The sequence below is a fragment of the Kitasatospora sp. UYEF31 genome (assembly GCF_057291755.1).
In genome coordinates, this window is record NZ_JBXAWK010000043.1 from 30,924 (window position 1) to 56,222 (window position 25,299).

Below are 25,299 nucleotides of genomic sequence, written 5' to 3' on the forward strand. Positions count from 1 at the left end.
CTGGCGCAGTTCAGGACCCGTACGACGGCTCGAACAGGGAGCCGGGGGACGTCCCGACGGCCGACTGGCGGGTGGTCGGTGAGGGAGCTCTAAGGGCTTGGGGGAACCCGTTTTGGAACAGGGCCGGTCATCGGGTAAAGTTCTTTCTGTCGCCGAGGGAAACCTCAACGGGGGCAAGCCAAAGCAGAAGCCCTGAACATCGGGTCGGTAGTCGTCCGGCAGGTCCGGATGATCCGGTAAGATCGAAGAGCTGAAGCCATTGTGATGGGGTATGGGGTAATTGGCAGCCCGGCGGTTTCTGGTTCCGTTAGTCTAGGTTCGAGTCCTGGTACCCCAGCTGTGATCACCTTCGGGTGGATCACGAGCTGGTGGTCATTGAAAAATGATCACTTCGTGTTGGCTCCGTTGTGTAGTGGCCTAGCACGTCGCCCTCTCAAGGCGGTAGCGCGGGTTCGAATCCCGTCGGAGCTACAAGCAAGGTGAGCCCTCCCCTTAACGGGGAGGGAGCCCGGCTTGATAAAAAAGAGCAACATCTCGCTAGGGTCCCGTTGTGTAGTGGCCTAGCACACCGCCCTCTCAAGGCGGTAGCGCGGGTTCGAATCCCGTCGGGACTACCAGAGCAGCAGAAAAACCAGGAGAACCCTCCGGCTTGAATCGCTTCGGCGAACGCCGGGGGGTTTTCTGTTTTCCGCACTCCGTTTTCTCTCCGGTGGTCCAGAGAACGACACAATCCCCGGCCCGGTCGCCTTACGGGGCGACCGGTCGGGGGTGTTGCGCGTTTTAACTTCGTACGGAGGTGAAGCCCGCGTGGACCTACAGGTCCACCTGGGACTTGCGCAGGGCCTCGGAGAGGCGTGCGGCGGCGTCCAGGACGGCTTGGGCGTGCAGGCGGCCCGGGTGGCGCGTCAGGCGCTCGATCGGCCCTGAGACGGACACGGAGGCCACGATGCGGTTGCTGGGGCCGCGGACGCCCGCGGAGACCGACGCGACGCCGGCCTCGCGCTCGCCGATGCTCTGCGCCCAGCCGCGCCGCCGGACGCCCGACAGCGTGGTCGCGGTGAAACGCGCGCCCTGTAGGCCGCGGTGCAGCCGCTCGGGCTCCTCCCACGCGAGCAGCACCTGTGCGGCCGAACCGGCCTTCATCGGCAGCGTGCTGCCGACCGGGACGGTGTCCCGCAGGCCCGAGAGGCGCTCGGCGGCGGCCACACAGACGCGCATGTCGCCCTGGCGCCGGTAGAGCTGCGCGCTCTCCCCAGTGAGGTCGCGCAGGTGTGAGAGCACCGGGTGCGCGGCGGCGAGCAGCCGGTCCTCACCGGCCGCGGCGGCCAGTTCGGCCAGCCTCGGGCCGAGCACGAAGCGGCCCTGCATGTCACGGGCCACCAGACGGTGGTGTTCGAGTGCGACCGCGAGGCGGTGCGCGGTGGGCCGGGCCAGTCCGGTGGCCGAGACCAGGCTCGCGAGCGTGGCCGGGCCTGCCTCCAGGGCGCCCAGAACCACAGCTGCCTTGTCGAGTACGCCGACTCCGCTAGAGTTGTCCATGCCTTGATATTGACGTCTCGAATGACGAGACGCAAGTCCGTCCGATGTGACGTGCGTGGCACGCTCGACCGGACGCTACAACGAGGGTCGGCGACGAAGCCGGTCCGATTGGGGAATTGCCATGGGACGCACGCTCGCGGAGAAGGTCTGGGAGTCCCACGTCGTACGACGTGCCGACGGTGAACCGGATCTGCTCTACATCGACCTGCACCTACTGCACGAGGTGACCAGCCCGCAGGCCTTCGACGGTCTCCGTCAGGCCGGCCGCCCGGTCCGCCGGACCGATCTCACGATCGCGACCGAGGACCACAACACCCCGACCCTCGACGTCGACAAGCCCATCGCGGACCCGGTGTCCCGCATCCAACTGGAGACGCTGCGCAAGAACGCCGCCGACTTCGGCGTGCGCATCCACTCGCTCGGCGACATCGAGCAGGGCGTCGTGCACGTCGTCGGCCCCCAGCTCGGCCTGACCCAGCCCGGTATGACGGTCGTGTGCGGCGACTCCCACACCTCCACCCACGGCGCCTTCGGCGCCCTGGCGTTCGGCATCGGCACCAGCCAGGTCGAGCACGTGCTCGCGACCCAGACGCTGCCGCTGGCGCCGTTCAGGACCATGGCGGTCACCGTCAACGGCCCGCTGCCCGCCGGCGTCACCGCCAAGGACCTCATCCTCGCGGTCATCGCGAAGATCGGCACCGGCGGCGGCCAGGGCTACGTCATCGAGTACCGGGGCGAAGCGATCCGGCACCTCTCGATGGAGGGCCGGATGACGGTCTGCAACATGTCGATCGAGGCGGGCGCGCGGGCCGGCATGATCGCCCCCGACGAGACCACGTTCGCGTACGTCGAAGGCCGCCCGCACGCGCCCCAGGGCGCCGACTGGGACGAAGCCGTCGCGTACTGGAAGACGTTGAAGACCGACGACGACGCGGTGTACGACCACGAGGTCGTCATCGAGGCGGCCGGACTGTCCCCGTTCGTGACGTGGGGCACGAACCCCGCCCAGGGCGCGCCGCTGAGCGCTTCGGTACCCGACCCGGCGTCGTTCGCCGACCCGTCGGAGCGCGACGCCGCCGCCAAGGCCCTGACGTACATGGGGCTGACCGCCGGCCAGAAGCTTCGCGACGTCAAGGTCGACACGGTCTTCGTCGGCTCCTGCACCAACGGCCGGCTTGAGGACCTGCGCGCGGTCGCCGACATCATGAAGGGCCGCAAAGTCGCCGACGGTGTACGGATGCTGGTCGTTCCCGGTTCGGTGCGCGTCTCGATCGAGGCCGTCTCCGAGGGCCTGGACAAGGTGTTCACTGAAGCCGGCGCCGAATGGCGGTACGCGGGCTGCTCGATGTGCCTGGGCATGAACCCGGACCAACTCGCCCCCGGTGAGCGCTCCGCGTCCACGTCCAACCGCAACTTCGAAGGCAGGCAGGGGAAGGGCGGCCGCACCCACCTGGTTTCGCCGCAGGTCGCTGCCGCCACCGCCGTGCTGGGCCACCTGGCCGCACCGGCTGATTTGGAGCCGGGCTCCAAGCGCTGAGGGCGTCGTCGCCTTCGCTTCGCTCACGCGTCGTCGCTGCTTCAGCGCGTCGCCCGGTCAAGCTGGTTTGGAGCCGGGCTCCAAGCGCTGAGGGCGTCGTCGCCTTCGCTTCGCTCACGCGTCGTCGCTGCTTCAGCGCGTCGCCCGGTCAAGCTGATTTGGAGCCGGGCTCCAAGCGCTGAGGGCGTCGTCGCCTTCGCTTCGCTCACGCGTCGTCGCTGCTTCAGCGCGTCGCCCGGTCAAGCCGCGTCCTCCGGACGCGCTCCTTCGCTGCGCTCAGTCGCCTCTTTCCCGTCACGCTGGAGTCTGATCACTATGCAAGCCTTCACCACCCACACCGGTACGGCCGTTCCGCTGCGCGCCAGCAATGTGGACACCGACCAGATCATCCCCGCGCACTGGCTCAAGAAGGTCACCAAGACTGGATTTGAAGACGGTCTGTTCGAGGCCTGGCGCAAGGATCCGGAGTTCGTGTTCAACAAACCGGAGTTCGTCGGCGGCACGGTCCTGGTCGCCGGTCCCGACTTCGGTACCGGTTCCTCCCGTGAACACGCCGTATGGGCGCTGCAGAACTACGGATTCAAGGCCGTCGTCTCGTCGCGCTTCGCCGATATCTTCCGCGGCAACTCGCTCAAGCAGGGACTGCTGACGGTGATCCTGCCGCAAGAGACCATCGAAAGACTGTGGGCGCTGATCGAGTCGGACCCGACCCTGCAGATCACCGTCGATCTGGTAGACCGCCAGGTCAGAGCCGGTGAACTCGTTGCGGACTTCGAGTTGGACGAGTACACCCGCTGGCGTTTGCTGGAGGGTTTGGACGATATCGGTTTGACGTTGCGTCATGAAGAAGACGTCACCGCGTTCGAAGCGAATCGACCCGGATGGCTGCCTCTGACACAGCCGGTACCGGTCGTCTGAACGGCCCTATATCCCGGATTTCCCGAGGCGGCAGGACGCTCCAAGCGTCCTGCCGCCTCGGCATTTTCGCCCCGACTTCACCCCCGGTGGGGCATCCCGGGACAAGCTGCGACAATCAGTGGGTGAACGACCCAGTCCCTGTTGAGCGCGACCTGTCCGGGTGCGGACCGGACGCTGACGCCTCACAACCACCAGGGCTGTACGCCGAACTCGCAGCGGATCTCAAACTCGCCCACGCATCCGTGGCCCGACGTGAGGTCGACGAAGAACGGAAAGTCGTTCTCGTACGCAGACTTCTCATCATCACTGATACCGCGAAGCATGATCTGGGCGATGCCGCACGGCGGTTGGCCAAGTTTCTGGATGACCTGGACAACGAGCCCGAAGTGCCGCAGACACCCCCGCAGTCCTGAATCCACTGCGGCACAAGGGTGATTCGCGCTTCCAGCAATTGCTTTGACATATTTAGGCGCATAACGTGCCGATAGCCGGTTGTCCTGATCCGGTTAACTTTTCTGAAGGGGTAGACGTGAACAAGGCTCAGCTCGTCGAAGCTGTCGCGGATCGACTCGGTGGACGTCGTCAGGCTGCGGAGGCGGTAGACGCGGTTCTCGACACCATCGTCCGCGCGGTCACCGGCGGCGACCGGGTTTCCATCACGGGCTTCGGCTCCTTCGAGAAGGTCGAGCGCCCCGCGCGCTACGCCCGCAACCCGCAGACGGGTGAGCGGGTGCGCGTCAAGAAGACCGCAGTTCCGCGTTTCCGCGCGGGCCAGGGCTTCAAGGACCTGACCGGTGGCACCAAGAAGCTCCCGAAGACCGGAAGCGCGGCTGCCAAGAGCAGCCCGACCCCGGCCCCGGGCAAGGCCGCCGCAGCCAAGGCGACCACGCCCAAGGTGACGGCTGTCAAGCCCGCGGCGGCGAAGAAGACCACCGCGAAGGCCGCTGTCGTCAAGGCCGCCCCCGCGAAGGCCGCTGCGAAGAAGGCTCCGGCCAAGGCCGCGACCAAGACGGCCGCCAAGCCCGCGGCGGCGAAGAAGACCACCGCGAAGGCCGCTGTCGTCAAGGCCGCCCCCGCGAAGGCCGCTGCGAAGAAGGCTCCGGCCAAGGCCGCGACCAAGACGGCCGCCAAGCCCGCGGCAGCGAAGAAGACCACGGCCAAGGCTGCGGCCCCCGTCGCCGCCGCGGCCACCGCCACGGTGAAGAAGACCGTGGTCAAGGCCGCGAAGAAGCCCGCGGCCAAGAAGCCGGCGGCGAAGAAGGCCCCCGCGAAGAAGTAACACCCAGCAGTAGGCACATCAGTACGCACATCAGTACGCACATCAGCCGGGGCCGGAAATCCTTGTACGGATTTCCGGCCCCGGCTGTTTTTCTGCCGGGCTCCAAACACTCGGGGCCGCTTCGTTCGCTTCGCTCAGGAATCCGGACCTACCCCAGCGCGTCGCCCGGTGCCGCGTCCGCCGCCGGGCTTCGCCGACTCCTCCGACGCGCTCGGGACGCTACGCGCCCATCGCCTGGTGGTTCCTACGGGTCACTCAGGGTTGCGATCGTCAGGAAGCCGATGCCGCCCGTCGCGTCGAGTCGCAGCCGGACGCGCTGCCCCGGGCGCAGCAGCCGCAACCCCGAGGCGGCGAACGCCGACTGCCCGAAATCGACCGGGGTGCCGTCGTCGAGCAGCACCGATCCGGTGGTGGTGGAAGCGTCGAAGGATCGCACTGTGGCCTGCATGGACGGCAGCGTACTCAACAAAAGGCGGGCAACAGCGGCACCAGGGTGGCCGTACGCGGCCCTACACCCAGGCGTACGGCCTCCCGCAGGTCGTCGGCCGTGTCCACGTCACGACGGGCCGTTTCCACCCCGTACAGGGTGATCTCCCGCGCCCCGGACAGCAGATGGGCCCGGCGTGACGGGCCGCCGAAGCGCGGCGTCAGGGGCACCCCCGGCGCGGCGGTCAGCATGGTCGTGCCGATCCTGGCCGCGTCGGCGAGGAAGGACCTCGGGGCGCGTTCCGCGTCGGCCAGTACGGCGTCCAGTTCCGCCGGACGCAGCGCGGGGAGGTCGGCGGACATCGCGGCGAGCCACGCCCCGGGGAAGCGGGCGGCGGCCGTCCGGGCCCCGTGTGCCAGTGCGCCGTTCAGGCCGGTGCCTACGTCGGGCACGGTGAGTGCGCCGACTTCGCGTACCCGGTCGGAGACTTCGAGGTCGTCGGTGACCACCAGGATGCCCTGGACCCGGTCGCAGGCCAGTGCGGCGGCGACGGTGTCCACGGCGAAGGCCAGGGCCAGGCCGGGGCGCAGCGGCCCGCTGTAGGGGGCGAGGCGGCTCTTGCCGACGGCCGGGGGCTTGACCGGGACCACCAGGATCCACGGCCGTACGGGGCCCGTGGAACCTGTGGAATGCGTCACGGACATCACCGGAAGATCCTCGCATCCGCCGCGGAACGAGATTTGGTGGCTCTCCCTGTTCCCGTTACGCATCGACTTGTCCATAATCGGGCCGGACACACATCACCACCCTTTGTCGACAAGGCCCCATGCCGCACGGGAAAGTATGGGGTCTCCTTGTACAAGAATCGAAGGCCGTCCGAACAGGGCGTACAACGGCGATGTGAGCAGCGACACTGTTTTTATGACCGCCAGGACCGTGCTCTGAGCAGTTCGTCCGTACCTCACGATCCGCTCCGGACACCGCCTTGGAGCCGTACCGGACTCCGTCCGGTGTAATGAAACAAACCCGTGGCAGGATTCGCCCTTCCGCACAACGACAGAGAGGAATGCCGGTGTCCCGCCCAAGGATCGGCTTCTGGTACGGCCTGGTGGTGGCGGTGGTGAAACCGCTGCTGCTGATGTTCACCAAGCGCGACTGGCGTGGTGTGGAGAACATCCCGTCCACCGGCGGGTTCGTGACGGCGGCGAACCACGTTTCCCACCTGGACCCGCTCACCTACGGGCACTACCAGTACGAAACCCACCGGGTGCCGCGGTTCCTCGCGAAGGCGAGCTTGTTCAAGATCCCGGTGATCGGCCGCATCATCAGCGGCGCCGGGCAGATCCCCGTGTACCGCGACTCGGCCGACGCCACGCTGGCCTTCCGGGCGGCGGTGGACGCGGTCAACAAGGGCGAGTGCGTCGTCGTGTACGCGGAAGGCACGATCACCCGCGACAAGGATCTGTGGCCGATGGCCGGCAAGACCGGGGCCGCGCGCATCGCGCTGACCACCGGTGCCCCGGTGGTGCCGATCGCGCAGTGGGGCCCGCAGGAGGTCCTCGCGCCGTACTCCAAGAGGCTGAAGCTCTTCCCGCGCAAGACGATGCGCGTGCTCGCCGGGCCGCCCGTCGACCTGGACGACCTGCGGGGCAAGGACCTGACCGCAGAGGTCCTGCGGGAGGCCACCAACCGCATCATGGCCGACATCACCGGCCTGCTGGAGGAGTTGCGCGGCGAGAAGGCGCCGGTGCGCGACAAGTCCCAGGGCAAGTCCCAGGGCAAGTCCCAGGGCAAGAAGGACGCCGCATGACGCGCTGCGCGGTGTTCGGCACCGGCTCGTGGGGCACCGCGTTCGCGATGATCCTGGCCGACGCGGGCTGCGAGGTGACCCTGTGGGGGCGCCGGGAGGAACTGGCGGCCGCGGTCAACGAGCGGCACGAGAACCCGGACTACCTGCCGGGCATCACCCTGCCGGACGGCATCACCGCGACCACCGACGCGGCGAAGGCCGCGGCGGGCGCGGAGTTCGTGGTCCTGGCCGTGCCGTCGCAGTCGCTGCGGGCCAACCTCACCGTGTGGGCGCCGCTGCTGCCCGCGGACGCGGTCCTAGTCAGCCTCATGAAGGGGGCCGAACTCGGCACCGGGCTGCGGATGAGCGAGGTCATCGCGGAGGTCACCGGAGCCGGCCCCGAGCGCATCGCCGTCGTGTCCGGGCCCAACCTGGCCAAGGAGATCGCCCTGCGGCAGCCCGCCGCGAGTGTCGTCGCGTGCGCTGACGTGGACGTCGCCAAGCGGCTCCAGGACGCCTGTCAGACGCCGTACTTCCGCCCGTACACGAACATCGACGTCGTCGGCTGCGAACTGGGCGGCACCGTCAAGAACGTCATCGGGCTCGCGGTCGGCGTGGCCGAGGGGATCGGGCTCGGCGACAACGCCAAGGCGTCGCTGATGACGCGCGGTCTGGCGGAGACCTCCCGGCTCGGCGCGGCGATGGGCGCGGACGCGCACACCTTCGCGGGTCTGGCGGGCATGGGCGACCTGGTCGCCACGTGCACGTCGCCGCTGTCCCGCAACCGCACCTTCGGCGAGAACCTGGGCCGCGGCCTGAGCCTTGAGGAGGTTGTGAAGATCACCAAACAGGTCGCCGAGGGCGTGAAGTCCTGCGAGTCCGTGCAGTTGCTCGCCCGGCGGTACGGCGTGGAGATGCCCATCACCGACACGGTGGTGTCGATCGTCCACGACGGCAAGTCGCCGCTGGTGGCGTTGAAGGAACTGATGTCCCGCTCCACTAAAGCTGAACGCTGAACTTATGCCGGGCTCCAAACTCAGGCGTCGTCCTCCCGCCGCCTTCGCTTCGCTCAGGCGTCGCTCGGCGCCTGAGCGTCGCCCGGTCGGGCCGCGGCACCCGCCGAGTTTCGCCGGCACCTTCGCCGCGCTCGGGACGCTGCGCGTCCTCGCCACGCGGTGGTTGGGGCCGTTGGGTCGCTGCGCGCCCTCGCCACGCCGCCGGGCCCTCCCGCCCGGCGGCGGTTCCGTAACGTTCGAACGCACCGACGTATAGGGTTTTCGCATCATGGACGACCAGACCCCCACACCCCGCCCGCGCGTAGCCCTCCTGTTCGGCGGCACCAGCAGCGAGCACGCCATCTCCTGCGTCACCGCCGGCAGCGTGCTGTCCGCGATCGACCGCACCGCGTACGACGTCGTGCCCATCGGCATCGACACCACGGGGCGCTGGGTGCTCGCCGTGGACGAACCGGCGCGGATGGCCATCAACGACGGCCGGCTGCCGAGCGTCTCCGACGTCGCCGAGTCGCAGGCCGCCGTGGTGCTCGCGGCCGACCCGACCAACCGCGAACTGACCGTCATCGAAACCGGCGAGACGGTCAAACTCCTCGGCGAGGTCGACGTCGTCTTCCCGCTGCTGCACGGCCCGTACGGCGAGGACGGCACCCTGCAGGGCCTCCTGGAGATGGCCCGCATCCCGTACGTCGGCTCCGGCGTCCTGGCCAGCGCGGTCAGCATGGACAAGGAGTTCATGAAGCGGGTCTTCGCCGGTTTCGGTCTCCCCGTCGGCCCGTACGCGACGGTCCGCCCGCGGGAGTGGGAGACGGACAAGCAGGCCGTACGGGACAAGATCGCGGCTCTAGGCTTCCCGGTGTTCGTGAAACCCGCCCGCGCCGGTTCCAGCATGGGCATCAGCAAGGTCCACCGCGTCGAGGACCTGGACGCGGCGATCGAGGAAGCCCGTACGCACGACCCGAAGCTCGTCGTCGAGGCGATGCTGACCGGCCGTGAGATCGAATGCGGCGTGCTCGACTTCGAGGACGGCCCGCGCGCGAGCCTGCCCGCCGAGATCAAGGTCCGCGGCGACCACGAGTTCTACGACTTCAACGCCAAGTACCTCGACGACGCCACCGAGGTCGACGTCCCCGCCGACCTGACGGCGGAGCAACTCGCCGACGTCCGGCGGACCGCCGTCGAGGCCTTCGAGGCCCTGGGCTGCGAGGGCCTGGCCCGGGTGGACTTCTTCCTGCTGGAGGACGGCTCGTTCATCATCAACGAGGTCAACACGATGCCCGGGTTCACCCCGGTGTCGATGTACCCGCAGATGTGGAAGGCCTCCGGAGTGGAGTACCCGGAGCTGGTCGACCGGCTGATCAAGGCTGCGCTGCGCCGCCCGAACACCTTGCTGCGCTGAACATATGCCGGGCTCCAAGCGCGGGTGTCGTCCTCACATCCCCGTCGCTGCGCTCCGGGGCTGTTCGGCGCCCGCGCGTCGCCCGGTCGGGCCGCGGCCTCCGGTCGCGCTCGGGACGCTGCGCGCCCTCGCTGTGCTGTCCGCCGGGCTCTGGGACGCTGCGCGCCCGTCGCTTCGCAGTGGTGCGGTTCTCGGCGACTACTCGGGGCCCATCAGCGACGGCACGGCTCTGCTGACCGCGTCCGCCAGGTCCACCAGCGGCGCGGTCGGCTCGCCGAACCGCCTGGGTACGAAGACCTCGACGTTCGCCGCCCGGTTGAGTGTGGTGAACACAACCCCGTCCTTCGTTTTGCGGAAGGTCCAGTTCACGCCGTTGACGCCCGCCGCGTTCTGGTCCGGTTCGTAGGCGGGGTTTCCGGGGCGCAGGGAGACGGGCTTGGGCACACCGCAGCGCAGCACCGTCGCGGGACTGCCGCCCCAGGCAGCGGTGAGGCCGGACTCCGGCGAGGTCGCCCGGGGCTTCTCGTCCATCACAGTCCCGGGCAGCAGCGGACGCAGCGCCGCACAGGCGGCCGTGACGGGTCCGCCGGGCGGGGACGGCACGGACACCTTCACGTCGCCCGCGGAACCGGACGAGCCGGAGCAGCCGCTGAGCGCGGTCACCGTGACGACGGCGGCGGCGAGGACGCGGAAAAGTCGGTGGGGCACAGTCCCACTGTAAGGATCAGCCCAATCGGACCACCGGGCAGGTGAGCGTACGGGTGATCCCGTCGACCTGTTGGATCTGGGACATGACCATCCGGCCCAACTCGTCCACGCTGGAGGCTTCGACACGGACTATGACGTCGTACGGGCCGGTCACATCCTCCGCCCGGGTGACTCCGGGAACCCGTGCGATCGCCTCGGCCACGGCGGAGGCGCGGCCCACTTCGGTCTGGATCAGGATGTACGCCTGTATCACCATGGCCTCCCACTTGAGCAGGGCACAGCACACTAACGCGGGTAGGCCCGGATTGGGATGGCCTGCAACCATTGTCGGTCCGGACCCGGTGGACAGCCACCAGGTTCGGTGGACGTACGGGCATACGAAACAAAAGGCGGGTACGCGCAGATGACCGGCAGCGCACACAGTGTGGGCGAACTCGGCGAATTCGGCCTGATCCGGGCTCTCACCGAGCGTGCCGGCGGCGGTGCCCGGATCCCCCTGGGCATCGGCGACGACGCCGCGGTGGTCGAAACCCCGGACGGCCGGGTGGTGGCGGGCACCGATCTGCTGATCGACGGGCGGCACTTCCGGCGTGACTGGTCCACCGCGTACGACGTCGGCCGCAAGGCCGCCGCGCAGAACCTCGCGGACATCGCCGCGATGGGTGCGGTGCCGACAGCCCTCCTGGTGGGGCTGGTTGTCCCGGCCGACCTTCCGGCGGCGTGGGTCCTGGAACTGTACGACGGGCTGACCGACGAGTGCGCAGTCGTCGGCGCGGGCATCGCCGGGGGAGACGTCGTACGGGGCGACACCGTCACCATCGCGGTCACCGCCCTGGGCGACCTGCGCGGCCGGGACCCGGTGGTGCGTTCGGGCGCGCAGCCCGGCGACGTGCTCGCGGTGGCCGGCTGGCTGGGCTGGTCGGCGGCGGGCCTGGAGATCCTGCGGCACGGGCACCGCGCTCCGCGCGCCCTGGTCGAGGCACACCGCCGGCCTGAACCCCCTTACGACGCGGGCCCCGCGGCCGCCGACCTCGGCGCCACCTCGATGATCGACGTCAGCGACGGCCTGATCGCGGACCTGGGCCACATCTGCGCCGCGTCGGGGGTGCGGATCGACGTGCTCACCGCCGAGTTGGACGTCCCACAGCAGATGCGCGATGTGGCGCGCGCCATAGGGGCCCGCCCGCTCGACTGGATCCTCGCGGGCGGCGAGGACCACGCGCTGGTGGCCACCTTCCCGCCCGGCACGGCGCTGTCGGCCCGCTGGCGGGTCATCGGACACGTGCACGAGGGCAAGGAGGTCACCGTCGACGGAGCGCCGTACCTCAGTTCCGGTGGCTGGGATCACTTTTCTTAGGCCGGGCTCCAAGCGCGGGCTGTTCTTTTGCCGGGCTCCAAGCGCGGGCGTCATCCTCACATCCCCGTCGCTTCGCTCCGGGGCTGTTCGGCGCCCGCGCGTCGCCCGGTCAAACCGCGCCCTCCGGGCGCGCTCGGGACGCTGCGCGTCCTCGCTCCGTGGTGGTGCGGCTGGGGGCGCTGCGCGTCCTCGCTCCGTGGTGGTGCGGCTGGGGGCGCTGCGCGCCTGTCGTCTGAATTGGTGGGTCAGCCGGACAGTCTGACTACCCGTCGGTACGCTGACCTGCATGGGTCGCATTCCTCCACGCGTATTGACCATCGCCGGCTCCGACTCCGGCGGTGGGGCCGGAATCCAGGCGGATCTCAAGACGATGTCCGCCCTCGGCGTGCACGGCATGACCGTGCTCACCGCCGTCACCGCCCAGAACTCCCTGGGCGTCCAGGGTGTGTGGCCGGTGCCGGACGACGCCGTACGAGCGCAGTTCCGCAGTGTCGTGGACGACATCGGTGTCCAGGCGGTCAAGACCGGCATGCTCGGCTCCGCCGAAACCGTGGCGACTGTCGCCGAGTTGCTGCGCAAGGTCCGCGCACCCATCGTCGTAGACCCGGTCGGGGTGTCCAAGCACGGTGATCCGCTGCTCGCACACGACGCTCCGGCCTCAGAGTTCCTGGACAGCGTCCGCCGGCTGCTGCTGCCGCGGGCGACCGTGGCCACCCCGAACCTGCACGAGGTCCGCCAGCTCACCGGCATCGAAGTCCTCGGCGAGGCCGACATGGCGAAGGCGGCCGGAGCGCTGCTCGCCTTCGGGCCGCTGTGGGTGCTCGTCAAGGGCGGTCACCTGCCCGACGCCCGCGGCCGGGACGCGGCCAGCGAAACCGTCGCCGACCTGCTGACCGACGGCCGTACCGAGCACTGGTTCCGGCGCCCGCGGCTGCCGGTCCGGCACACCCACGGCACCGGCTGCACGCTGGCTGCGGCGATCGCCGCCCGGATGGCCGCCGGACGCGATGTCGTCCGCGCCGTCGGCGATGCGCAGGAGTACACGGCCGGAGCGATCAGAGCCGGTTTCCCCCTCGGCGCCGGCATCGGCCCGGTGGACCACGCGTGGCGGACCCGCTGACATAAAAGCGCGGTGCTGCCGGTGAATCGGCAGCACCGCGCTTTTGCGGAATTCCAGACAAGCGGTCCGGACAAGCAAAAGGACCGGAACACCCGAAGGTGAACCGGCCCCTGAGCCGAGTTTCAGATGCTGATCAACGCGTGATCTTGCCAGCCTTGATGCAAGACGTGCAGGCGTTGACCTTCTTCGGCGTTCCGCCGACTGCCGTGCGCACCGTCTGGATGTTCGGGTTCCAACGGCGGGGGGTACGGCGGTGCGAGTGCGAAATGCTGTTGCCGAAACCCGGCCCCTTGCCGCAGACGTCGCAGTTAGCAGCCACGGGAGACACTCCAAAGACGATGAGATGCACGTACGTTAGGTACCGGCTGATGCCAGGCAACCGCAGAAGACTAACCGAAGAACGGAAACGCTGCCAAACCCGCTATCCGGGTTGTATGCAGCCGTCGTATGCAGACATGGGTTTCCGTCGACGCTTCCCGAACAGACTAACCCATCGCCTGGGGCTCCGGTCCCACCAGTGCCGCTCCCAGGTGCGGATACGCTGCGAGCGCTGTGCAGACCGTCCCGGCGGTGCCCGTGGGGGACACAGCCGGAAAAGATCAGGCCAGTGGCGGACACAGGATGATGGGGGCAGTCAGGTGGGTGTGCCGAGCGGGCTCAACGCCGAGGCGGTCCGGCGCTGGAGCCATGCGGCCCTGGCCCGGCTGGGCCGGGCCCGGGAGGAGATCGACGCCCTCAACGTGTACCCGGTGCCCGACGGTGACACCGGCACCAACATGTTCCTGACCATGGAGTCGGGCGCCGCCGAAATCGAGTCCCTGTACGACCAGGCCTTCTACGAGGGGCGCGCCCCCGAGGCCGGGCAGGCCGTACGGGCTCTGGCACACGGTGCCCTGATGGGTGCGCGCGGCAACTCCGGAGTCATCCTGAGCCAGTTGTTCCGCGGTATCGCCGAGCAGTTCGACGTCGCGCAGAACACCACTGACCCGCAGGTCGCAGGCCCGGTCCTGCGGCAGGCGCTGCGCCGGGCCGCCGAGGCGGGCTACATCGCGGTCGCCGAACCGGTTGAGGGGACCATGCTCACGGTGGCCCGGGCCGCCGCCGCGGCGGCCGAACAGGCCCCCGACGACCTGCCCGCGGTGGTCCGCGCCGCGGCCCGTGGGGCGCGCGCCGCGCTGGCGCGCACCCCCGACCAACTGGAGGCCCTGCGCAGGGCCGGCGTCGTGGACGCCGGCGGGCGCGGTCTGTGTGTGCTCCTGGACGCCCTCGTCACCGTTGTCACGGGGGAGCACGCCGAACCCCACGACCGCACCCACCACGTGCCCGTGCCGACCGCTGTCATCGATGACAACGAAGACGTCGGCCCCTCCTTCGAGGTGATCTACCTCCTCGACACGACCGACCAGACGATCCCGACACTGAAGGCGCGGCTGTCCGCGCTCGGTGACTCCCTGGTGATCGTCGGCGGCGAAGGGCTGTGGAGCATCCACGTCCACGTCGACGACGCGGGCGCGGCCGTCGAGGCCGGTATCGAGGCGGGCAGGCCGCACCGGGTCCGGATCACCCACCTGGAACGCACCCTCGCCCACCAGCAGCAGCCCAGCACAGCGGGGCGCGCGGTGGTCGCGGTGGCCTACGGCGACGGCATGGCAGCCCTGTTCGGCGAAGCCGGCGCGCACGTCGTCGAGGCGGGGCCTGGGCGCGCGCCCTCCACCAGCGCGCTTCTGGACGCCATCCGGCAGGCGGGGGCCCGCGAGATCGTGCTGCTGCCCAATGAGAACGACGGCCACGCGGTCGCCGACGTCGCCGCCGAACAGGCCGCCGAACTCGGCTTCCGCGTCCAGGTCATCCCCACCAAGGCGGCGGTCCAGGGACTGGCCGCACTCGCCGTCCACGACCCGCACCGGCGCTTCGAACAGGACGTCATCGGGATGAGCTCGGCCGCCGGCGCGACCCGCTACGGCGCGCTCACCCGGGCCGCCCGGGAGTCCTGGACGATGGCCGGGGTCTGCCAGGCGGGGGACTACCTCGGCATCATCGACGGCGACATCGCGGTGATCGGCAGCGACCTCGTCCAGACCGCCGTCACGGTGGTCGAACGGATGCTGGCCGGCGGCGGCGAGCTGATCACGCTGATCGGCGGCGTCGACAGCACACCGGCCCTGGCCGCCGGGATCGAGGCCCGTGCCCGTGTCCTGCGCCCCGAAGTCGACGTGATGGTCTACGACGGCGGCCAGGAGCTCTACCCGCTCCTCATCGGCGTGGAGTAACGCCAGGAACATCCCCGTACGAACGGTCCCAACCGGTTCGGCAGCCGGATGACGGACCTTGCGGGTAGCGTCTGATCGACGAGCGTCAGCGAGGAGAGCAAACCAGCGGGCCCCTGCGCGCGCGTCCGGAGGCCAAACCAGCGGGGCCCCGCGAGGCGACTGAGCGAAGCGAAGGAGCGCGTCCGGAGGACGCGGTCTTTCCGGGCGACGCGCGGGCGCCGACCGACGACTGAGCGAAGCGAAGGCGGCGGGAGGATGACGCCTGCGCTGGGAGCCCGGCAGGAGAAAACAGTGTCACGTACGGATGAACCGCTCAAAAAGCTGGTCGGCGACCGCACCGCCAAGGTGCTGGAGAAGTCGCTCGACCTGCGGACGCTCGGCGACCTGCTGCGCCACTACCCCCGGCGCTACGCCGAGCGCGGCAAGCTGACCGCGCTCACCGGCCTGGAGATCGACGAGCACGTCACCGTCATGGCGGAGATCGCGAAGTCGACCAAGCGGCAGTTCCGCAACGGGCGCGGCAACCTCCTCGAAGTCGTCGTCACCGACGGCCGCGGCAGCCTCACCCTGACGTTCTTCAACCAGGGCTGGCGGGAGACCGAACTGCGCCCCGGGCGACGCGGCATGTTCGCCGGGAAGATCGGCCGGTTCCGCGACACCCTGCAGCTCAACCAGCCCGAATACCTGCTGGTCGGCGAGGACGAGGACGAGAACGCGGCGGCTTTCGCGGGCGCGCTGATCCCGGTCTACCCGGCCTCGGGGAGCATGCCGTCCTGGAAGGTCGCGCAGTGCGTCACCGTCGCCCTGGACACCCTCGGGGAGGTCGGCGACCCGCTGCCCGCCGAGCTGCTGACCCGGCGTGACATGCCCGCGCTGCGCCAGGCCCTGGAGTGGGTGCACCGCCCCACCACGTGGGCCGAGGTCACCGCCGCCAAGGACAGGCTCAAGTGGGACGAGGCGTTCGTCCTGCAGATCGCGCTGGCACAACGGCGGCTCGCGCATTCCAAGCAGACCGCCGTGCCCCGTAAACCGAAGGCGGATGGCCTGCTGACGGCCTTCGACGCGACCCTCCCGTTCACCCTCACCGACGGGCAGGAGCGGGTCACCGCGGAGATCTTCACCGACCTGGCCACCGACCACCCCATGCACCGTCTCCTCCAGGGTGAGGTCGGCTCGGGCAAGACGGTCGTGAGCCTGCGCGCGATGCTCGCCGTGGTCGATTCGGGCGGCCAGGCGGCCATGCTCGCGCCCACCGAAGTGCTCGCCCAGCAGCACCACCGTTCGATCACCGAGATGCTCGGACCGCTCGCCGAACCGCCGACGCAGCTCGGCGGCCACGAGTCCGGCACGAAGGTCACCCTGCTCACCGGCTCCATGGGTGTGCCGGCCCGCCGCCAGGCGCTGCTCGACCTGGTCACCGGGGAGGCCGGGATCGTCATCGGCACCCACGCCCTCATCGAGGACAAGGTCCTGTTCCACGACCTCGGCCTGGTCGTCGTCGACGAGCAGCACCGGTTCGGCGTCGAACAGCGGGACGCCCTGCGTGGCAAGTCGGCGAACCCGCCGCACGTGCTGGTCATGACCGCGACCCCCATTCCGCGTACGGTCGCCATGACAGTCTTCGGCGACCTTGAGACGTCCGTACTCGACCAACTCCCGGCCGGACGCCTGCCGATCACGACCCACGTCGTCCCCGCGCAGGAGAAACCGCATTTCCTCGAACGCGCGTGGGAACGAGTCCGCGAAGAAGTCGGCAAGGGACATCAGGCGTACGTGGTCTGCCCGCGCATCGGCGACGACGAGGACGAGCCGAAGAAGAAAAAACCGGCGAAGAAGCGTGACCTCCCCGACGAGGCTTACGACGACGACCCCGAAGACCAGGGCGCTGGTACGGATGACCAGGAGCGCCGGGCCCCGCTCGCCGTCCTGGACATCGCCGACATGCTCGACAAGGGGCCGCTGAACGGCCTGCGCATCGCCGTCCTGCACGGCCGCATGGCTCCGGACGCCAAGGACGAGGTGATGCGCCGCTACGGCGCCGGTGAAGTCGACGTGCTCGTGGCCACCACCGTCATCGAAGTCGGCGTCAACGTGCCCAACGCCACCGCGATGGTCATCATGGACGCCGACCGCTTCGGCGTCTCCCAGCTCCACCAACTGCGTGGACGCGTGGGCCGTGGCAGCGCGGCGGGCCTGTGCCTGCTCGTCTCCGAGATGCCCGGCGGCACCAAGGCCCGCGAGCGCCTCGACGCGGTCGCGGCGACCCTCGACGGCTTCGAGCTGTCCCGCATCGACCTCGAACAGCGACGCGAGGGCGACGTGTTGGGCCAGGCGCAGTCCGGCAGTCGCTCCTCGCTGCGCATGCTGGAAGTCGTCCGCGACGAGGACGTCATCATCGCCGCCCGCGAGGAGGCCGTCGCCGTGGTCGCGGCTGACCCGGAGCTTGCCGAACACCAGGAACTGCGCAGCGCGTTGGAGACCATCCTCACTGAGGAGCGCGCGGAGTACCTCGACAAGGGCTGACCGCCTCCGCGCGCCGGTGACACCCGTACGGGGGACTGACAGCAAACCTGCGCCGCCGATAGCAATTGGCGCATGTACGAACATCACGGGGGCGGGCCGCGGGGCAGACCGGCAGACCCCCGACAGGACTTCGACGACCTGTTCTGCCACCTGCTGCCCCGCCTGTACCGGCGGGCCGTCATGCTCACCGGCGAGTGCGGTGCCCAGGACGCAGTCCACGAGGTGTACCTCAAACTCGTCGGCAAGCCACACCGGCTACTCGACCACCCCGAGCCGTACGCCTACGCCTTCCGCACGCTCGTGAACGTCACCCGCGACACCTGGCGAAGGCACAGCCGTCAGGTGCTGCTCGCCCAGCCGCCCGAACCCGGGGAGACCCTCGGTGACGACACGCTGGGCTGCCGGGAAGCCGAGTGGGAGACTGTACGGCTACTCCGTGGACTGTCGGCGGGACAGGCCGCCGCGGTCATGCTCGTCGACCTCGACGGCTACACCATCGACCAGGCCGCGCAGATCCTGGGTGTGCACCGGGGCACAGTCTCGCGCTCCCGGGGCCGGGCGCTGTCCCGGCTGCGCGCCCTGGTCGGCGCGATCGGTACCGGCGGAGGAGCGGCATGATCCCGAAGCAGAGCCCCATCGACGGGACCGACGACCCCGCCGTCCGCGAACTGCGGGCCGGACTGCGCCGTGCCGACGCGGCCGTGGATGTGCCGGCGAATCTGGCCGCGCTTGTGATCCGACCCCGGGAGCGGTCCGTACGGACGTGGAGTCCCTGGTCCCGGCAGCCGTTGCGGGCCCTGGCCGCCGCAGTCGCCGTTGTGGCACTCACGGGGGGTTCCTATCTGTTCGGTGAACAGCGGGGTCGTCAGCACAGCCCGCCGTCCGCACACGCGAAAGCGGTCGTCACCCAGGTCGTCAACGTCGAGGGACCCTGCCGGACCCAGCGCATCATCGAGTGTTCGTTCGGAGTGTTCCGTACGCCGAAACTCTCCAAGAGCCAGGCCGACCTGGTGGACCGGGTGTGGCACGGCGACCGGGTCAGGCTGGACTGCGTACGCGCCGACGGCCCGCTGGTCAGGGACGAGACGGGGGTGTCCTCCACCCGGTGGTACCGCATCACCGACGAAGCCACCGGCGCCAGTGGCTGGCTGCCCGGTGTGCGGGTGCGCAACACACTGGAGGTCCCCGGCTGCACGGGGTGACGGCATGCGGGCCGGACGCCATGCCGCCACAAAGATGTGACGCCATGATGGTGTGACGGCAGGACAACAGGGCGGGAGGTTTTTCCTCCCGCCCTGCGTATGTCGGGTGCGGCTTGTCAGCAGTGATACATGCCCGGCATCGGGTCCTGCGGCGTGTACACCCGCTGCGCCGGCAGGAAGCCGTGGCCGCCGTCGTCGCCGTCGGTGTAGTACCAGATGTTGTTGCCGCCGCCGTGCCGGTCACCTTCGGTGTAGCAGTTGAAGTACGAGTACGTGCTGGTCAGCCTGCTGACCACCGGCGCGTTGAAGTGCGGCCCCGAACGCAGGTCGCTCGTGCCGTTGGCGCAGTGCAGCGAGCCGTTGCTGTCCACGTAGCAGGCAGCGGCGGCGGCCGACGGGGTGACCGCGACGGCGGCGGGGGCGAACGTGCCGAGCACAAGTGCGGCACCGGCCAGGGTGGTCGCGGCGATCGAACGGATCTTCATCTTGGTCTCCCAGGTGCGGAAGCCCCCGCGTGATTGCGGCACGCGGGTGCTGAGGTGTCGATTCGGACTGGACCGGCGGTGGCGCCCCCGCCGTTCCACCCTCTGTACGCGGCAACCCACTGGTTCGTATGACACCCGGGCGAAAGAATTTTCCGGCGCCGGTTCCGAAGCCGGTTGTGGAGCCGGTTGTGGAATCGCTTTCGGAGTCGGTTCCTGAACCGTTCCCGCATCCTGACGAACTCTCAGATGTCAGTGCGAGGAGAGACAATTAACGCAGGATGAAGGGGGAGCAACCATGGCATTCCGCCACCTGAACGAACTGCCGCTCGGCGACAAGGTCTTCCGCATCGAACTCGCCAGCGACGACGACCGCGAGGTCACCATCACCCTGTCCGGCTGGCGCGACACCGAGCCTGACGTCCGTCTGCTCACCGGCGAGCTCACCCTCCCGATGGAGGACGTCGCCGCGCTGCGCCTGGCGATGAACCGCGCTCTGCGCGCCCTGGCGATCGTCGCCGAGGTCGCCGAGCCCATCCCGGACCGCGACGTGCTGCGCGAGCTCTTCCCCGGCCACGGCGCCCCCTGGGTCGCCCAGCACGAGGAGGACCTCCTGCGCCGCTTCCACGACAACGAGTCCATCGCCCGCATCGCGGCCCGCTTCGGCCGTACGCCCGACTCGATCCGCACCAAGATCCGCGAACTCGGCCACGACCCCCGCCGCCCCGAGTACTGCCCGCCCGACGGCTGCCTGTCGTGGTCCCGTTACGCGACCGCCGGCCTGCTCGGAGCCGCAGAGGTCCCGGCCGTCCCGTAGTCGCGTTTCGATCCGTGACAATAAGCGCTATGACAAGTGTGATCGCTGGAGCTGCCCGGGGCCGTCGACTGACCGTCCCGCCGGACGGGACCCGGCCGACTTCCGGCCGGGCCCGGGAAGGACTCTTCTCCAGCCTGGAGTCGCTGTACGGAGCGCTCTTCGGCGCGCGTGTGCTCGACCTGTTCGGCGGCTCCGGGGCGATCGGCCTGGAGGCGCTGTCCCGCGGGGCGGCGCACGTCTTCATCAACGAACTGGACCCGAAGGCCGCGAAGATCATCCAGGACAACGTGACCACGGTCGGCATGCCCGGCGCGGAGGTCCGTTGCGGGCAGGCCGAGGCCGTGCCGCTGCGCGCGCCGGCCGGCGGCCCGTACGACATCGTCTTCCTCGACCCGCCGTACGCCCTGCCTGGCCAGGAGGTCACCGGCCTGCTGACCGCCCTGCTCGACGGCGGCTGGATCGCCGAGGACGCCGTGGTGGCCGCCGAGCGCAAGACACGCGGCGGCGACTTCGCGTGGCCCGAGGGCTTCGAAGCGGTACGGTCCCGCAAATACGGAGAAGGCACCCTCTGGTACGGTCGCGCCGCGCGTGCCTAAGTCATAGATCCAAGGGGATGAGTCCGTGCGTCGAGTCGCCTGTCCCGGTTCGTTCGACCCGGTTACCAACGGTCACCTGGACATCATCGGTCGAGCGTCCAAGCTCTACGACGAGGTCCACATCGCGATCGGCTTCAACAAAGCCAAGCGCACCGGCCTCTTCATGGTCGAAGAGCGCATTGAGATGCTTGAGGAGACCACCGCCCACTACGGCAACGTCAAGGTCGAGGCCTTCGAGGGGCTGCTCGTCGACTTCTGCCGGGAACGCGAGATCCCGGTGATCGTCAAGGGCCTGCGCGCGGTCACCGACTTCGACTACGAGCTGCAGATGGCGCAGATGAACCACGGCCTGACAGAGGTCGAGACGCTGTTCATGGCCACCAATCCGCTGTACAGCTTTCTCTCGTCCTCGCTGATCAAGGAAGTCGCGACGTACGGTGGTGATGTGTCAGGACTGGTTCCTGAGCTGGTTCTACGCCGTTTGACGGACCGCATCGCGGCGACTCGATGATGAGATGCTCTGCCCGGTAGGTCGCCTGACAGACCGGGGCCTCCCCGGGCACCCCGGAACAGAAAGCTGACGCACGTGGACGTGGCAAAGAAGCTCGACGAACTGCTCGACCTCGTCGAGACCGCCCGCTCGATGCCGATGTCGGCGTCCTGCGTGGTGAACCGGGCCGAGCTGACGGCCCGCCTCGAAGAGCTGCGCAACCTGCTCCCCGAGGAGCTGAACCAGGCGAGCCGGCTCCTCGGCGACAAGGAGTCCGTCCTGGCTGAGGGCCGGCGCGAGGCAGAGCGTGTCCTCGCGCACGCCCGGCAGGAGCGCGGCGCGCTCGTCGCGGACACGGAGGTCGCCAGGGAGGCGTACGGCGAAGCCGAGCGCATCCTGGCCGACGCCAGAGCCGACGCCGCCCGGATGCGTGGCGAGGCCGACGACTACGTCGACCAGAAGCTGGCGAACTTCGAGGTCGTCCTGACCAAGACGCTCGGCGCGGTCGGCCGCGGCCGCGACAAGATGCGTGGTCGCAGGTCCGTCGACGAGTTGTCCGAGTACCTCGAAGAGCAGGACACCGCGGACGCCCGGCGCGGGGCCCCGGGCCTTGCCGCGCAGCTCGACCGGCACGAGGACGAAGGCTTCGCGGGGCTGGCCGCGGTTCCCGCCCAGACGTCGCAGCCGCAGTCGCAGCCCGCGGCTGCCGTGTACGACACCGGCGGCTACCCCGCTGTGGTCCCGCAGCAGGGCGGTTACGACCAGTCCGGCTACGCCCAGCCCGGCTACGAACAGGGCTACGACACCGGTGCCACACCGATGCCGGACTACAGCGGCCAGCAGCAGGCGTACGTCCCGGGCGGCTACGACCAGTCCGGCTACGAACAGGGCTACGACACCGGTGCCACCCCCGTGCCGGACTACAGCGCCCAGCCGTCCGCGTACGCCCAGCTCGGCCAGCAGGGCCAGGGCCCGTACGACAGCAGCACCCTGGACGAGACCAGTTTCTTCGACACCAGCCTGATCGACCTGCGGCAGATCGAGCAGCAGCAGCGTGATCGGCGTTGAGTACCCGTACGAGCGGTTAGGATGGCCGCTGGCCTGTCGCTTCCTGTCCCCGGTTGGGGTGAAGCGCGGGGCTTGCGATATTCTTAACGATCGGTCCGCATAAAGCAGCTTTTTTCAGCCCGCCCGCGGACCGGACAATCATGACCGCTGCGCCTCCCCGGCGATCCCGGGGCGGCAGCACTAGCACGAGGTAGGACACCCTGGAACGCTTGGATCCCCGTAACCCGCTCGTCTTCGATACACGCGAGCTGGGTCGTCGGCCCGGATCCATGCGCAAGGTGGACCGCACCGTGCCCGCTCCGGCGGACATGAGCGTGGAAGTGATCGGCGTCCCCGAAGGTCGCGAACTCAAGCTCGACATGAGGCTTGAGTCCGTGATGGACGGGGTGCTGGTATCCGGTACCGCCACGGTGCCGCTGGTCGGCGAGTGCGTCCGCTGCCTGGAACCGCTCGATGACGATGTCCTCGAGGTCGTGTTCCAGGAGCTGTACTTCTACCCGGACAGCGAAGCCGAGGAGGACGACCCGCGCCTGAACGGCGACCTGTTCGACTTTGAACCGGTGCTGCGTGACGCGGTGGTGCTCGCACTGCCGCTGCAGCCGCTCTGTGAAGAGGACTGCCCGGGCCTCTGCTCGGACTGCGGAGTCCCCCTCAAGCAGGACCCGGAGCACACACACGGGAGCGAAGACCCTCGCTGGTCTGCGCTTTCCGGAATCTTCGGCGGAGCCGCCGCCGAAGGCGACGACAGCGGTGCGATGCGCGCCGATGAGAACCAGGAGAAGTAGACGTGGCTGTTCCGAAGCGGAAGATGTCGCGCAGCAACACCCGTCACCGTCGGGCCAACTGGAAAGCAGTTGTCCCGAACCTGGTGAGCTGTGACAGCTGCCGTGAGCCCAAGCTGGCGCACATTGCCTGCCCGACGTGCGGAACGTACAACCGCCGTCAGGTCCTCGAGGTCTGATCCTCGGGTGGTCGTCCCTGTGACGGACTCAAGCAACCGCAACGCGGACCTGGAAGGGCGGCTCGGCTGGTCAGTCGACGCCGCCCTTCTGGAGCGTTCGCTCACCCACCGCTCGTACGCGTACGAGCACGGCGGCCTGCCGACCAACGAGCGTCTGGAATTCCTGGGCGACTCGGTGCTCGGGCTGGTCGTCACCGACACGCTCTACCGACTGCACCCGGAGCTTCCGGAAGGCCAGCTGGCCAAGCTGCGCGCGGCCGTGGTCAATTCACGGGCGCTCGCCGGCGTGGCCAGGACCCTGGAGTTGGGCCGGTCCATCCGGCTCGGCCGGGGTGAACTGGGCACCGGCGGCCGGGACAAGTCCTCGATCCTCGCCGACACCCTTGAGGCGATCATCGGCGCGGTGTACCTGGACCAGGGGTTGGGCGCTGCGACGGAACTCGTCCACCGCCTGTTCGACCCCCTGATCAAGGCATCCACGTCGCTGGGCGCCGGCCTGGACTGGAAGACCAGCCTCCAGGAGCTGACCGCGACGGTCGGCATCGGTGTCCCGGAGTACGTCATCTCCGAGACCGGCCCGGACCACGAGAAGACCTTCACCGCGCTCGCCCGTGTCGCGGGTGTCGACTACGGCACCGGCACCGGGCGCTCGAAGAAGGAGGCGGAGCAGATGGCCGCCGAGAGCGCGTGGCTCGGGATCCAGGCGAAGTACAACGAAGCACCCGAAGCTGAGGACGGCTCCCCGCAGTCTCTTGAGTCGTCGGACGCATAGATGCCGGAACTGCCTGAGGTCGAGGTGGTCCGACGCGGCCTGGAACGCTGGGTCGTAGGCCGGACCATCAACGCCGTCGAGGTCGCACATCCCCGTGCGGTCCGTCGGCACCCCGCCGGGGCGGCGGACTTCGCGGCCGTTCTGAACGGTCGTACGGTCACCGCCGCGCACCGGCGCGGAAAATACCTCTGGCTGCCGTTCCGTACCGCAGTCGACGAGCTGCCCGACCACGCTGTGGTCGGGCATCTCGGCATGTCCGGGCAGCTTCTGATCCAGCCTTCCGGAGCCGTCGACGAGAAGCACCTGCGGGTCCGTTTCGCCTTCGAAGACGATCTGCGTACGGAATTGCGCTTCGTCGACCAGCGCACGTTCGGGGGCCTGGCCGTCGAGCCGCTCACTGTGGTGTCCGAAGCGGGGGACGGCCTGCCGGTGTCGATCGCGCACATCGCCCGCGACCCCCTCGACCCGCTGTTCGACGAGGAAGCCTTCCACCGTGCCCTGCGCCGGCGGACGACCGAACTGAAGCGGGCGCTGCTCGACCAGTCGTTGATCAGCGGCATCGGGAACATCTACGCAGACGAGGCGCTGTGGCGCGCCAAACTGCACGGGGCGCGGCCCACCGCGACGATGACCAGGGCCCGGACAGCAAGCGTGGTCGCGCACGCCCGGCAGGTCATGACCGACGCACTGGCGGTCGGCGGCACGTCCTTCGACAGTTTGTACGTCAATGTGAACGGTGAGAGCGGCTACTTCTCCCGCTCGCTGGACGCGTACGGCCGCGGCGGGGAGCCCTGCAACCGCTGCGGTACGCAGATCCAGCGGATCTCGTTCATGAACCGCAGCAGTTACTTCTGCGGTGTGTGCCAGAAGGCGCCTTACTGATGCCGGGCTCCAAGCGCGGGCTGTGCTGTCCGCCGGGCTCCAAGCGCGGGCGTCGTCCTCACGTCCCCGTCGCTGCGCTCCGGGGCCGTTCGGCGCCCGCGCGTCGCCCGGTCGGGCCGCGCCCTCCGGGCGCGCTCGGGGCGCTGCGCG

The 25,299-nt window shown here is 69.3% G+C and carries 28 protein-coding genes and 3 tRNA genes; 24 read left to right on the top strand and 7 right to left on the bottom strand.

Annotated elements, in window-relative coordinates:
• The first annotated feature begins 265 nt into the window (after positions 1 to 265).
• The 3 genes from AC0Z36_RS20685 (at position 266) to AC0Z36_RS20695 (ending at position 617) form a co-directional block, all read left to right on the top strand.
• Positions 266 to 337: transfer RNA gene (locus tag AC0Z36_RS20685), tRNA-Gln, on the top strand.
• A 61-nt stretch (positions 338 to 398) separates the two neighbouring features.
• A tRNA-Glu gene (locus AC0Z36_RS20690) sits at positions 399 to 471 on the top strand.
• A gap of 70 nt (positions 472 to 541) precedes the next feature.
• Positions 542 to 617, top strand: a tRNA-Glu gene (locus AC0Z36_RS20695).
• A 196-nt stretch (positions 618 to 813) separates the two neighbouring features.
• Here the strand turns inward: AC0Z36_RS20695 and AC0Z36_RS20700 are convergent.
• Positions 814 to 1,539, bottom strand: coding sequence for an IclR family transcriptional regulator (locus AC0Z36_RS20700; protein WP_485464464.1), 726 nt, complete (start codon positions 1,537 to 1,539; stop codon positions 814 to 816).
• A gap of 121 nt (positions 1,540 to 1,660) precedes the next feature.
• Here AC0Z36_RS20700 and leuC point away from each other — a divergent pair, with 121 nt between their 5' ends.
• The 4 genes from leuC to AC0Z36_RS20720 all read left to right on the top strand — a co-directional run bounded on the left by leuC (position 1,661) and on the right by AC0Z36_RS20720 (position 5,273).
• Entirely contained in the window at positions 1,661 to 3,076 is a 1,416-nt protein-coding gene (gene leuC / locus AC0Z36_RS20705) for a 3-isopropylmalate dehydratase large subunit (protein WP_485464465.1), read from the top strand.
• Positions 3,077 to 3,391: 315 nt separating this feature from the next.
• Positions 3,392 to 3,994 (top strand): 3-isopropylmalate dehydratase small subunit, encoded by a 603-nt coding sequence (leuD, locus tag AC0Z36_RS20710; protein WP_485464466.1) that lies wholly within the window; start codon positions 3,392 to 3,394, stop codon positions 3,992 to 3,994.
• Between the two features lie 197 nt (positions 3,995 to 4,191).
• Positions 4,192 to 4,407, top strand: coding sequence for an SCO5555 family protein (locus AC0Z36_RS20715; RefSeq protein WP_485464487.1), 216 nt, complete (start codon positions 4,192 to 4,194; stop codon positions 4,405 to 4,407).
• 116 nt (positions 4,408 to 4,523) lie between these two features.
• Positions 4,524 to 5,273 carry an HU family DNA-binding protein gene (locus AC0Z36_RS20720; RefSeq protein ID WP_485464467.1) on the top strand — a complete coding sequence of 250 codons (750 nt, stop codon included), beginning with the start codon at positions 4,524 to 4,526 and terminating at the stop codon, positions 5,271 to 5,273.
• A 244-nt stretch (positions 5,274 to 5,517) separates the two neighbouring features.
• On the opposite strand, the gene AC0Z36_RS20725 is transcribed toward AC0Z36_RS20720, so the two are convergent.
• Both AC0Z36_RS20725 and cofC read right to left on the bottom strand, forming a co-directional pair.
• A complete protein-coding gene (locus tag AC0Z36_RS20725) occupies positions 5,518 to 5,721 on the bottom strand; it encodes a S1 domain-containing protein (protein ID WP_485464468.1) in 204 nt (67 codons plus the stop codon).
• A gap of 14 nt (positions 5,722 to 5,735) precedes the next feature.
• Positions 5,736 to 6,404 (bottom strand): 2-phospho-L-lactate guanylyltransferase, encoded by a 669-nt coding sequence (gene cofC, locus AC0Z36_RS20730; protein ID WP_485464469.1) that lies wholly within the window; start codon positions 6,402 to 6,404, stop codon positions 5,736 to 5,738.
• Positions 6,405 to 6,772: 368 nt separating this feature from the next.
• On the opposite strand from cofC, the gene AC0Z36_RS20735 reads away from it, so the two are divergent.
• The 3 genes from AC0Z36_RS20735 (at position 6,773) to AC0Z36_RS20745 (ending at position 9,901) form a co-directional block, all read left to right on the top strand.
• Entirely contained in the window at positions 6,773 to 7,510 is a 738-nt protein-coding gene (locus AC0Z36_RS20735; protein ID WP_485464470.1) for a lysophospholipid acyltransferase family protein, read from the top strand.
• Positions 7,507 to 8,505, top strand: coding sequence for an NAD(P)H-dependent glycerol-3-phosphate dehydrogenase (locus tag AC0Z36_RS20740; RefSeq protein ID WP_485464471.1), 999 nt, complete (start codon positions 7,507 to 7,509; stop codon positions 8,503 to 8,505). The genes AC0Z36_RS20735 and AC0Z36_RS20740 overlap by 4 nt, the downstream gene beginning before the upstream one ends.
• A 268-nt stretch (positions 8,506 to 8,773) precedes the next feature.
• Positions 8,774 to 9,901 (top strand): D-alanine--D-alanine ligase family protein, encoded by a 1,128-nt coding sequence (locus tag AC0Z36_RS20745; RefSeq protein WP_485464472.1) that lies wholly within the window; start codon positions 8,774 to 8,776, stop codon positions 9,899 to 9,901.
• A gap of 198 nt (positions 9,902 to 10,099) precedes the next feature.
• On the opposite strand, the gene AC0Z36_RS20750 is transcribed toward AC0Z36_RS20745, so the two are convergent.
• Together AC0Z36_RS20750 and AC0Z36_RS20755 are read right to left on the bottom strand one after the other, a co-directional pair.
• Positions 10,100 to 10,609, bottom strand: coding sequence for a DUF3515 family protein (locus AC0Z36_RS20750; protein WP_485464473.1), 510 nt, complete (start codon positions 10,607 to 10,609; stop codon positions 10,100 to 10,102).
• 16 nt (positions 10,610 to 10,625) lie between these two features.
• Positions 10,626 to 10,862: an Lrp/AsnC family transcriptional regulator gene (locus AC0Z36_RS20755; RefSeq protein ID WP_485464488.1), complete on the bottom strand. Its 237-nt coding sequence runs from the start codon at positions 10,860 to 10,862 to the stop codon at positions 10,626 to 10,628.
• 150 nt (positions 10,863 to 11,012) lie between these two features.
• Here AC0Z36_RS20755 and AC0Z36_RS20760 point away from each other — a divergent pair, with 150 nt between their 5' ends.
• Both AC0Z36_RS20760 and thiD read left to right on the top strand, forming a co-directional pair.
• Positions 11,013 to 11,966, top strand: a complete 954-nt coding sequence (locus AC0Z36_RS20760) for a thiamine-phosphate kinase (protein WP_485464474.1) — start codon at positions 11,013 to 11,015, stop codon at positions 11,964 to 11,966.
• Positions 11,967 to 12,252: 286 nt separating this feature from the next.
• Positions 12,253 to 13,086, top strand: coding sequence for a bifunctional hydroxymethylpyrimidine kinase/phosphomethylpyrimidine kinase (thiD, locus tag AC0Z36_RS20765; RefSeq protein ID WP_485464475.1), 834 nt, complete (start codon positions 12,253 to 12,255; stop codon positions 13,084 to 13,086).
• Between the two features lie 133 nt (positions 13,087 to 13,219).
• Here thiD and rpmB read toward each other — a convergent pair whose 3' ends face one another.
• Positions 13,220 to 13,405: a 50S ribosomal protein L28 gene (rpmB, locus tag AC0Z36_RS20770; RefSeq protein WP_485464489.1), complete on the bottom strand. Its 186-nt coding sequence runs from the start codon at positions 13,403 to 13,405 to the stop codon at positions 13,220 to 13,222.
• A gap of 325 nt (positions 13,406 to 13,730) precedes the next feature.
• Here rpmB and AC0Z36_RS20775 point away from each other — a divergent pair, with 325 nt between their 5' ends.
• The 4 genes from AC0Z36_RS20775 to AC0Z36_RS20790 all read left to right on the top strand — a co-directional run bounded on the left by AC0Z36_RS20775 (position 13,731) and on the right by AC0Z36_RS20790 (position 19,081).
• Positions 13,731 to 15,356 carry a DAK2 domain-containing protein gene (locus AC0Z36_RS20775; protein ID WP_485464490.1) on the top strand — a complete coding sequence of 542 codons (1,626 nt, stop codon included), beginning with the start codon at positions 13,731 to 13,733 and terminating at the stop codon, positions 15,354 to 15,356.
• A 255-nt stretch (positions 15,357 to 15,611) separates the two neighbouring features.
• Entirely contained in the window at positions 15,612 to 17,879 is a 2,268-nt protein-coding gene (recG, locus tag AC0Z36_RS20780) for an ATP-dependent DNA helicase RecG (RefSeq protein ID WP_485464476.1), read from the top strand.
• 72 nt (positions 17,880 to 17,951) lie between these two features.
• Positions 17,952 to 18,497 (top strand): RNA polymerase sigma factor, encoded by a 546-nt coding sequence (locus AC0Z36_RS20785; RefSeq protein ID WP_485464477.1) that lies wholly within the window; start codon positions 17,952 to 17,954, stop codon positions 18,495 to 18,497.
• On the top strand, positions 18,494 to 19,081 hold the full coding sequence (locus AC0Z36_RS20790; protein ID WP_485464478.1) for a hypothetical protein: 588 nt from the start codon (positions 18,494 to 18,496) through the stop codon (positions 19,079 to 19,081). Before AC0Z36_RS20785 ends, AC0Z36_RS20790 begins: the two co-directional genes overlap by 4 nt.
• A 116-nt stretch (positions 19,082 to 19,197) precedes the next feature.
• Here the strand turns inward: AC0Z36_RS20790 and AC0Z36_RS20795 are convergent, their stop codons facing one another.
• Positions 19,198 to 19,566 (bottom strand): hypothetical protein, encoded by a 369-nt coding sequence (locus AC0Z36_RS20795; RefSeq protein ID WP_485464479.1) that lies wholly within the window; start codon positions 19,564 to 19,566, stop codon positions 19,198 to 19,200.
• Between the two features lie 295 nt (positions 19,567 to 19,861).
• Between AC0Z36_RS20795 and AC0Z36_RS20800 the strand changes: the two genes are divergently transcribed.
• The 8 genes from AC0Z36_RS20800 to mutM all read left to right on the top strand — a co-directional run bounded on the left by AC0Z36_RS20800 (position 19,862) and on the right by mutM (position 25,149).
• On the top strand, positions 19,862 to 20,380 hold the full coding sequence (locus AC0Z36_RS20800; RefSeq protein WP_485464480.1) for a hypothetical protein: 519 nt from the start codon (positions 19,862 to 19,864) through the stop codon (positions 20,378 to 20,380).
• 29 nt (positions 20,381 to 20,409) lie between these two features.
• The gene (gene rsmD / locus AC0Z36_RS20805) at positions 20,410 to 20,976 is read left to right on the top strand and encodes a 16S rRNA (guanine(966)-N(2))-methyltransferase RsmD (RefSeq protein WP_485464481.1); all 567 of its coding nucleotides are present in this window, start codon (positions 20,410 to 20,412) and stop codon (positions 20,974 to 20,976) included.
• Positions 20,977 to 21,001: 25 nt separating this feature from the next.
• Positions 21,002 to 21,487, top strand: a complete 486-nt coding sequence (gene coaD / locus AC0Z36_RS20810; protein WP_485464482.1) for a pantetheine-phosphate adenylyltransferase — start codon at positions 21,002 to 21,004, stop codon at positions 21,485 to 21,487.
• 75 nt (positions 21,488 to 21,562) lie between these two features.
• A complete protein-coding gene (locus AC0Z36_RS20815) occupies positions 21,563 to 22,534 on the top strand; it encodes a cell division initiation protein (RefSeq protein ID WP_485464483.1) in 972 nt (323 codons plus the stop codon).
• A gap of 200 nt (positions 22,535 to 22,734) precedes the next feature.
• The gene (locus tag AC0Z36_RS20820; protein ID WP_485464491.1) at positions 22,735 to 23,319 is read left to right on the top strand and encodes a YceD family protein; all 585 of its coding nucleotides are present in this window, start codon (positions 22,735 to 22,737) and stop codon (positions 23,317 to 23,319) included.
• Positions 23,320 to 23,321: 2 nt separating this feature from the next.
• On the top strand, positions 23,322 to 23,495 hold the full coding sequence (rpmF, locus tag AC0Z36_RS20825; protein WP_485464484.1) for a 50S ribosomal protein L32: 174 nt from the start codon (positions 23,322 to 23,324) through the stop codon (positions 23,493 to 23,495).
• Between the two features lie 7 nt (positions 23,496 to 23,502).
• A complete protein-coding gene (gene rnc, locus AC0Z36_RS20830; RefSeq protein WP_485464485.1) occupies positions 23,503 to 24,267 on the top strand; it encodes a ribonuclease III in 765 nt (254 codons plus the stop codon).
• Positions 24,268 to 25,149 (top strand): bifunctional DNA-formamidopyrimidine glycosylase/DNA-(apurinic or apyrimidinic site) lyase, encoded by an 882-nt coding sequence (gene mutM, locus AC0Z36_RS20835; RefSeq protein ID WP_485464486.1) that lies wholly within the window; start codon positions 24,268 to 24,270, stop codon positions 25,147 to 25,149.
• The last annotated feature ends 150 nt before the right edge of the window (positions 25,150 to 25,299 follow it).

Bases quoted from the DNA above. Each gene is read 5' to 3' on its own strand.
- AC0Z36_RS20790 (WP_485464478.1), top strand. From the start codon at position 18,494: ATGATCCCGAAGCAGAGCCCCATCGACGGGACCGACGACCCCGCCGTC.
- thiD (WP_485464475.1), top strand. From the start codon at position 12,253: ATGGGTCGCATTCCTCCACGCGTATTGACCATCGCCGGCTCCGACTCC.
- leuD (WP_485464466.1), top strand. From the start codon at position 3,392: ATGCAAGCCTTCACCACCCACACCGGTACGGCCGTTCCGCTGCGCGCC.
- rsmD (WP_485464481.1), top strand. From the start codon at position 20,410: ATGACAAGTGTGATCGCTGGAGCTGCCCGGGGCCGTCGACTGACCGTC.
- AC0Z36_RS20725 (WP_485464468.1), bottom strand. From the start codon at position 5,721: ATGCAGGCCACAGTGCGATCCTTCGACGCTTCCACCACCACCGGATCG.
- AC0Z36_RS20760 (WP_485464474.1), top strand. From the start codon at position 11,013: ATGACCGGCAGCGCACACAGTGTGGGCGAACTCGGCGAATTCGGCCTG.
- AC0Z36_RS20740 (WP_485464471.1), top strand. From the start codon at position 7,507: ATGACGCGCTGCGCGGTGTTCGGCACCGGCTCGTGGGGCACCGCGTTC.
- leuC (WP_485464465.1), top strand. From the start codon at position 1,661: ATGGGACGCACGCTCGCGGAGAAGGTCTGGGAGTCCCACGTCGTACGA.
- cofC (WP_485464469.1), bottom strand. From the start codon at position 6,404: ATGTCCGTGACGCATTCCACAGGTTCCACGGGCCCCGTACGGCCGTGG.
- AC0Z36_RS20785 (WP_485464477.1), top strand. From the start codon at position 17,952: ATGTACGAACATCACGGGGGCGGGCCGCGGGGCAGACCGGCAGACCCC.
- recG (WP_485464476.1), top strand. From the start codon at position 15,612: ATGACGCCTGCGCTGGGAGCCCGGCAGGAGAAAACAGTGTCACGTACG.
- mutM (WP_485464486.1), top strand. From the start codon at position 24,268: ATGCCGGAACTGCCTGAGGTCGAGGTGGTCCGACGCGGCCTGGAACGC.
- AC0Z36_RS20800 (WP_485464480.1), top strand. From the start codon at position 19,862: ATGGCATTCCGCCACCTGAACGAACTGCCGCTCGGCGACAAGGTCTTC.
- AC0Z36_RS20700 (WP_485464464.1), bottom strand. From the start codon at position 1,539: ATGGACAACTCTAGCGGAGTCGGCGTACTCGACAAGGCAGCTGTGGTT.
- AC0Z36_RS20795 (WP_485464479.1), bottom strand. From the start codon at position 19,566: ATGAAGATCCGTTCGATCGCCGCGACCACCCTGGCCGGTGCCGCACTT.
- AC0Z36_RS20745 (WP_485464472.1), top strand. From the start codon at position 8,774: ATGGACGACCAGACCCCCACACCCCGCCCGCGCGTAGCCCTCCTGTTC.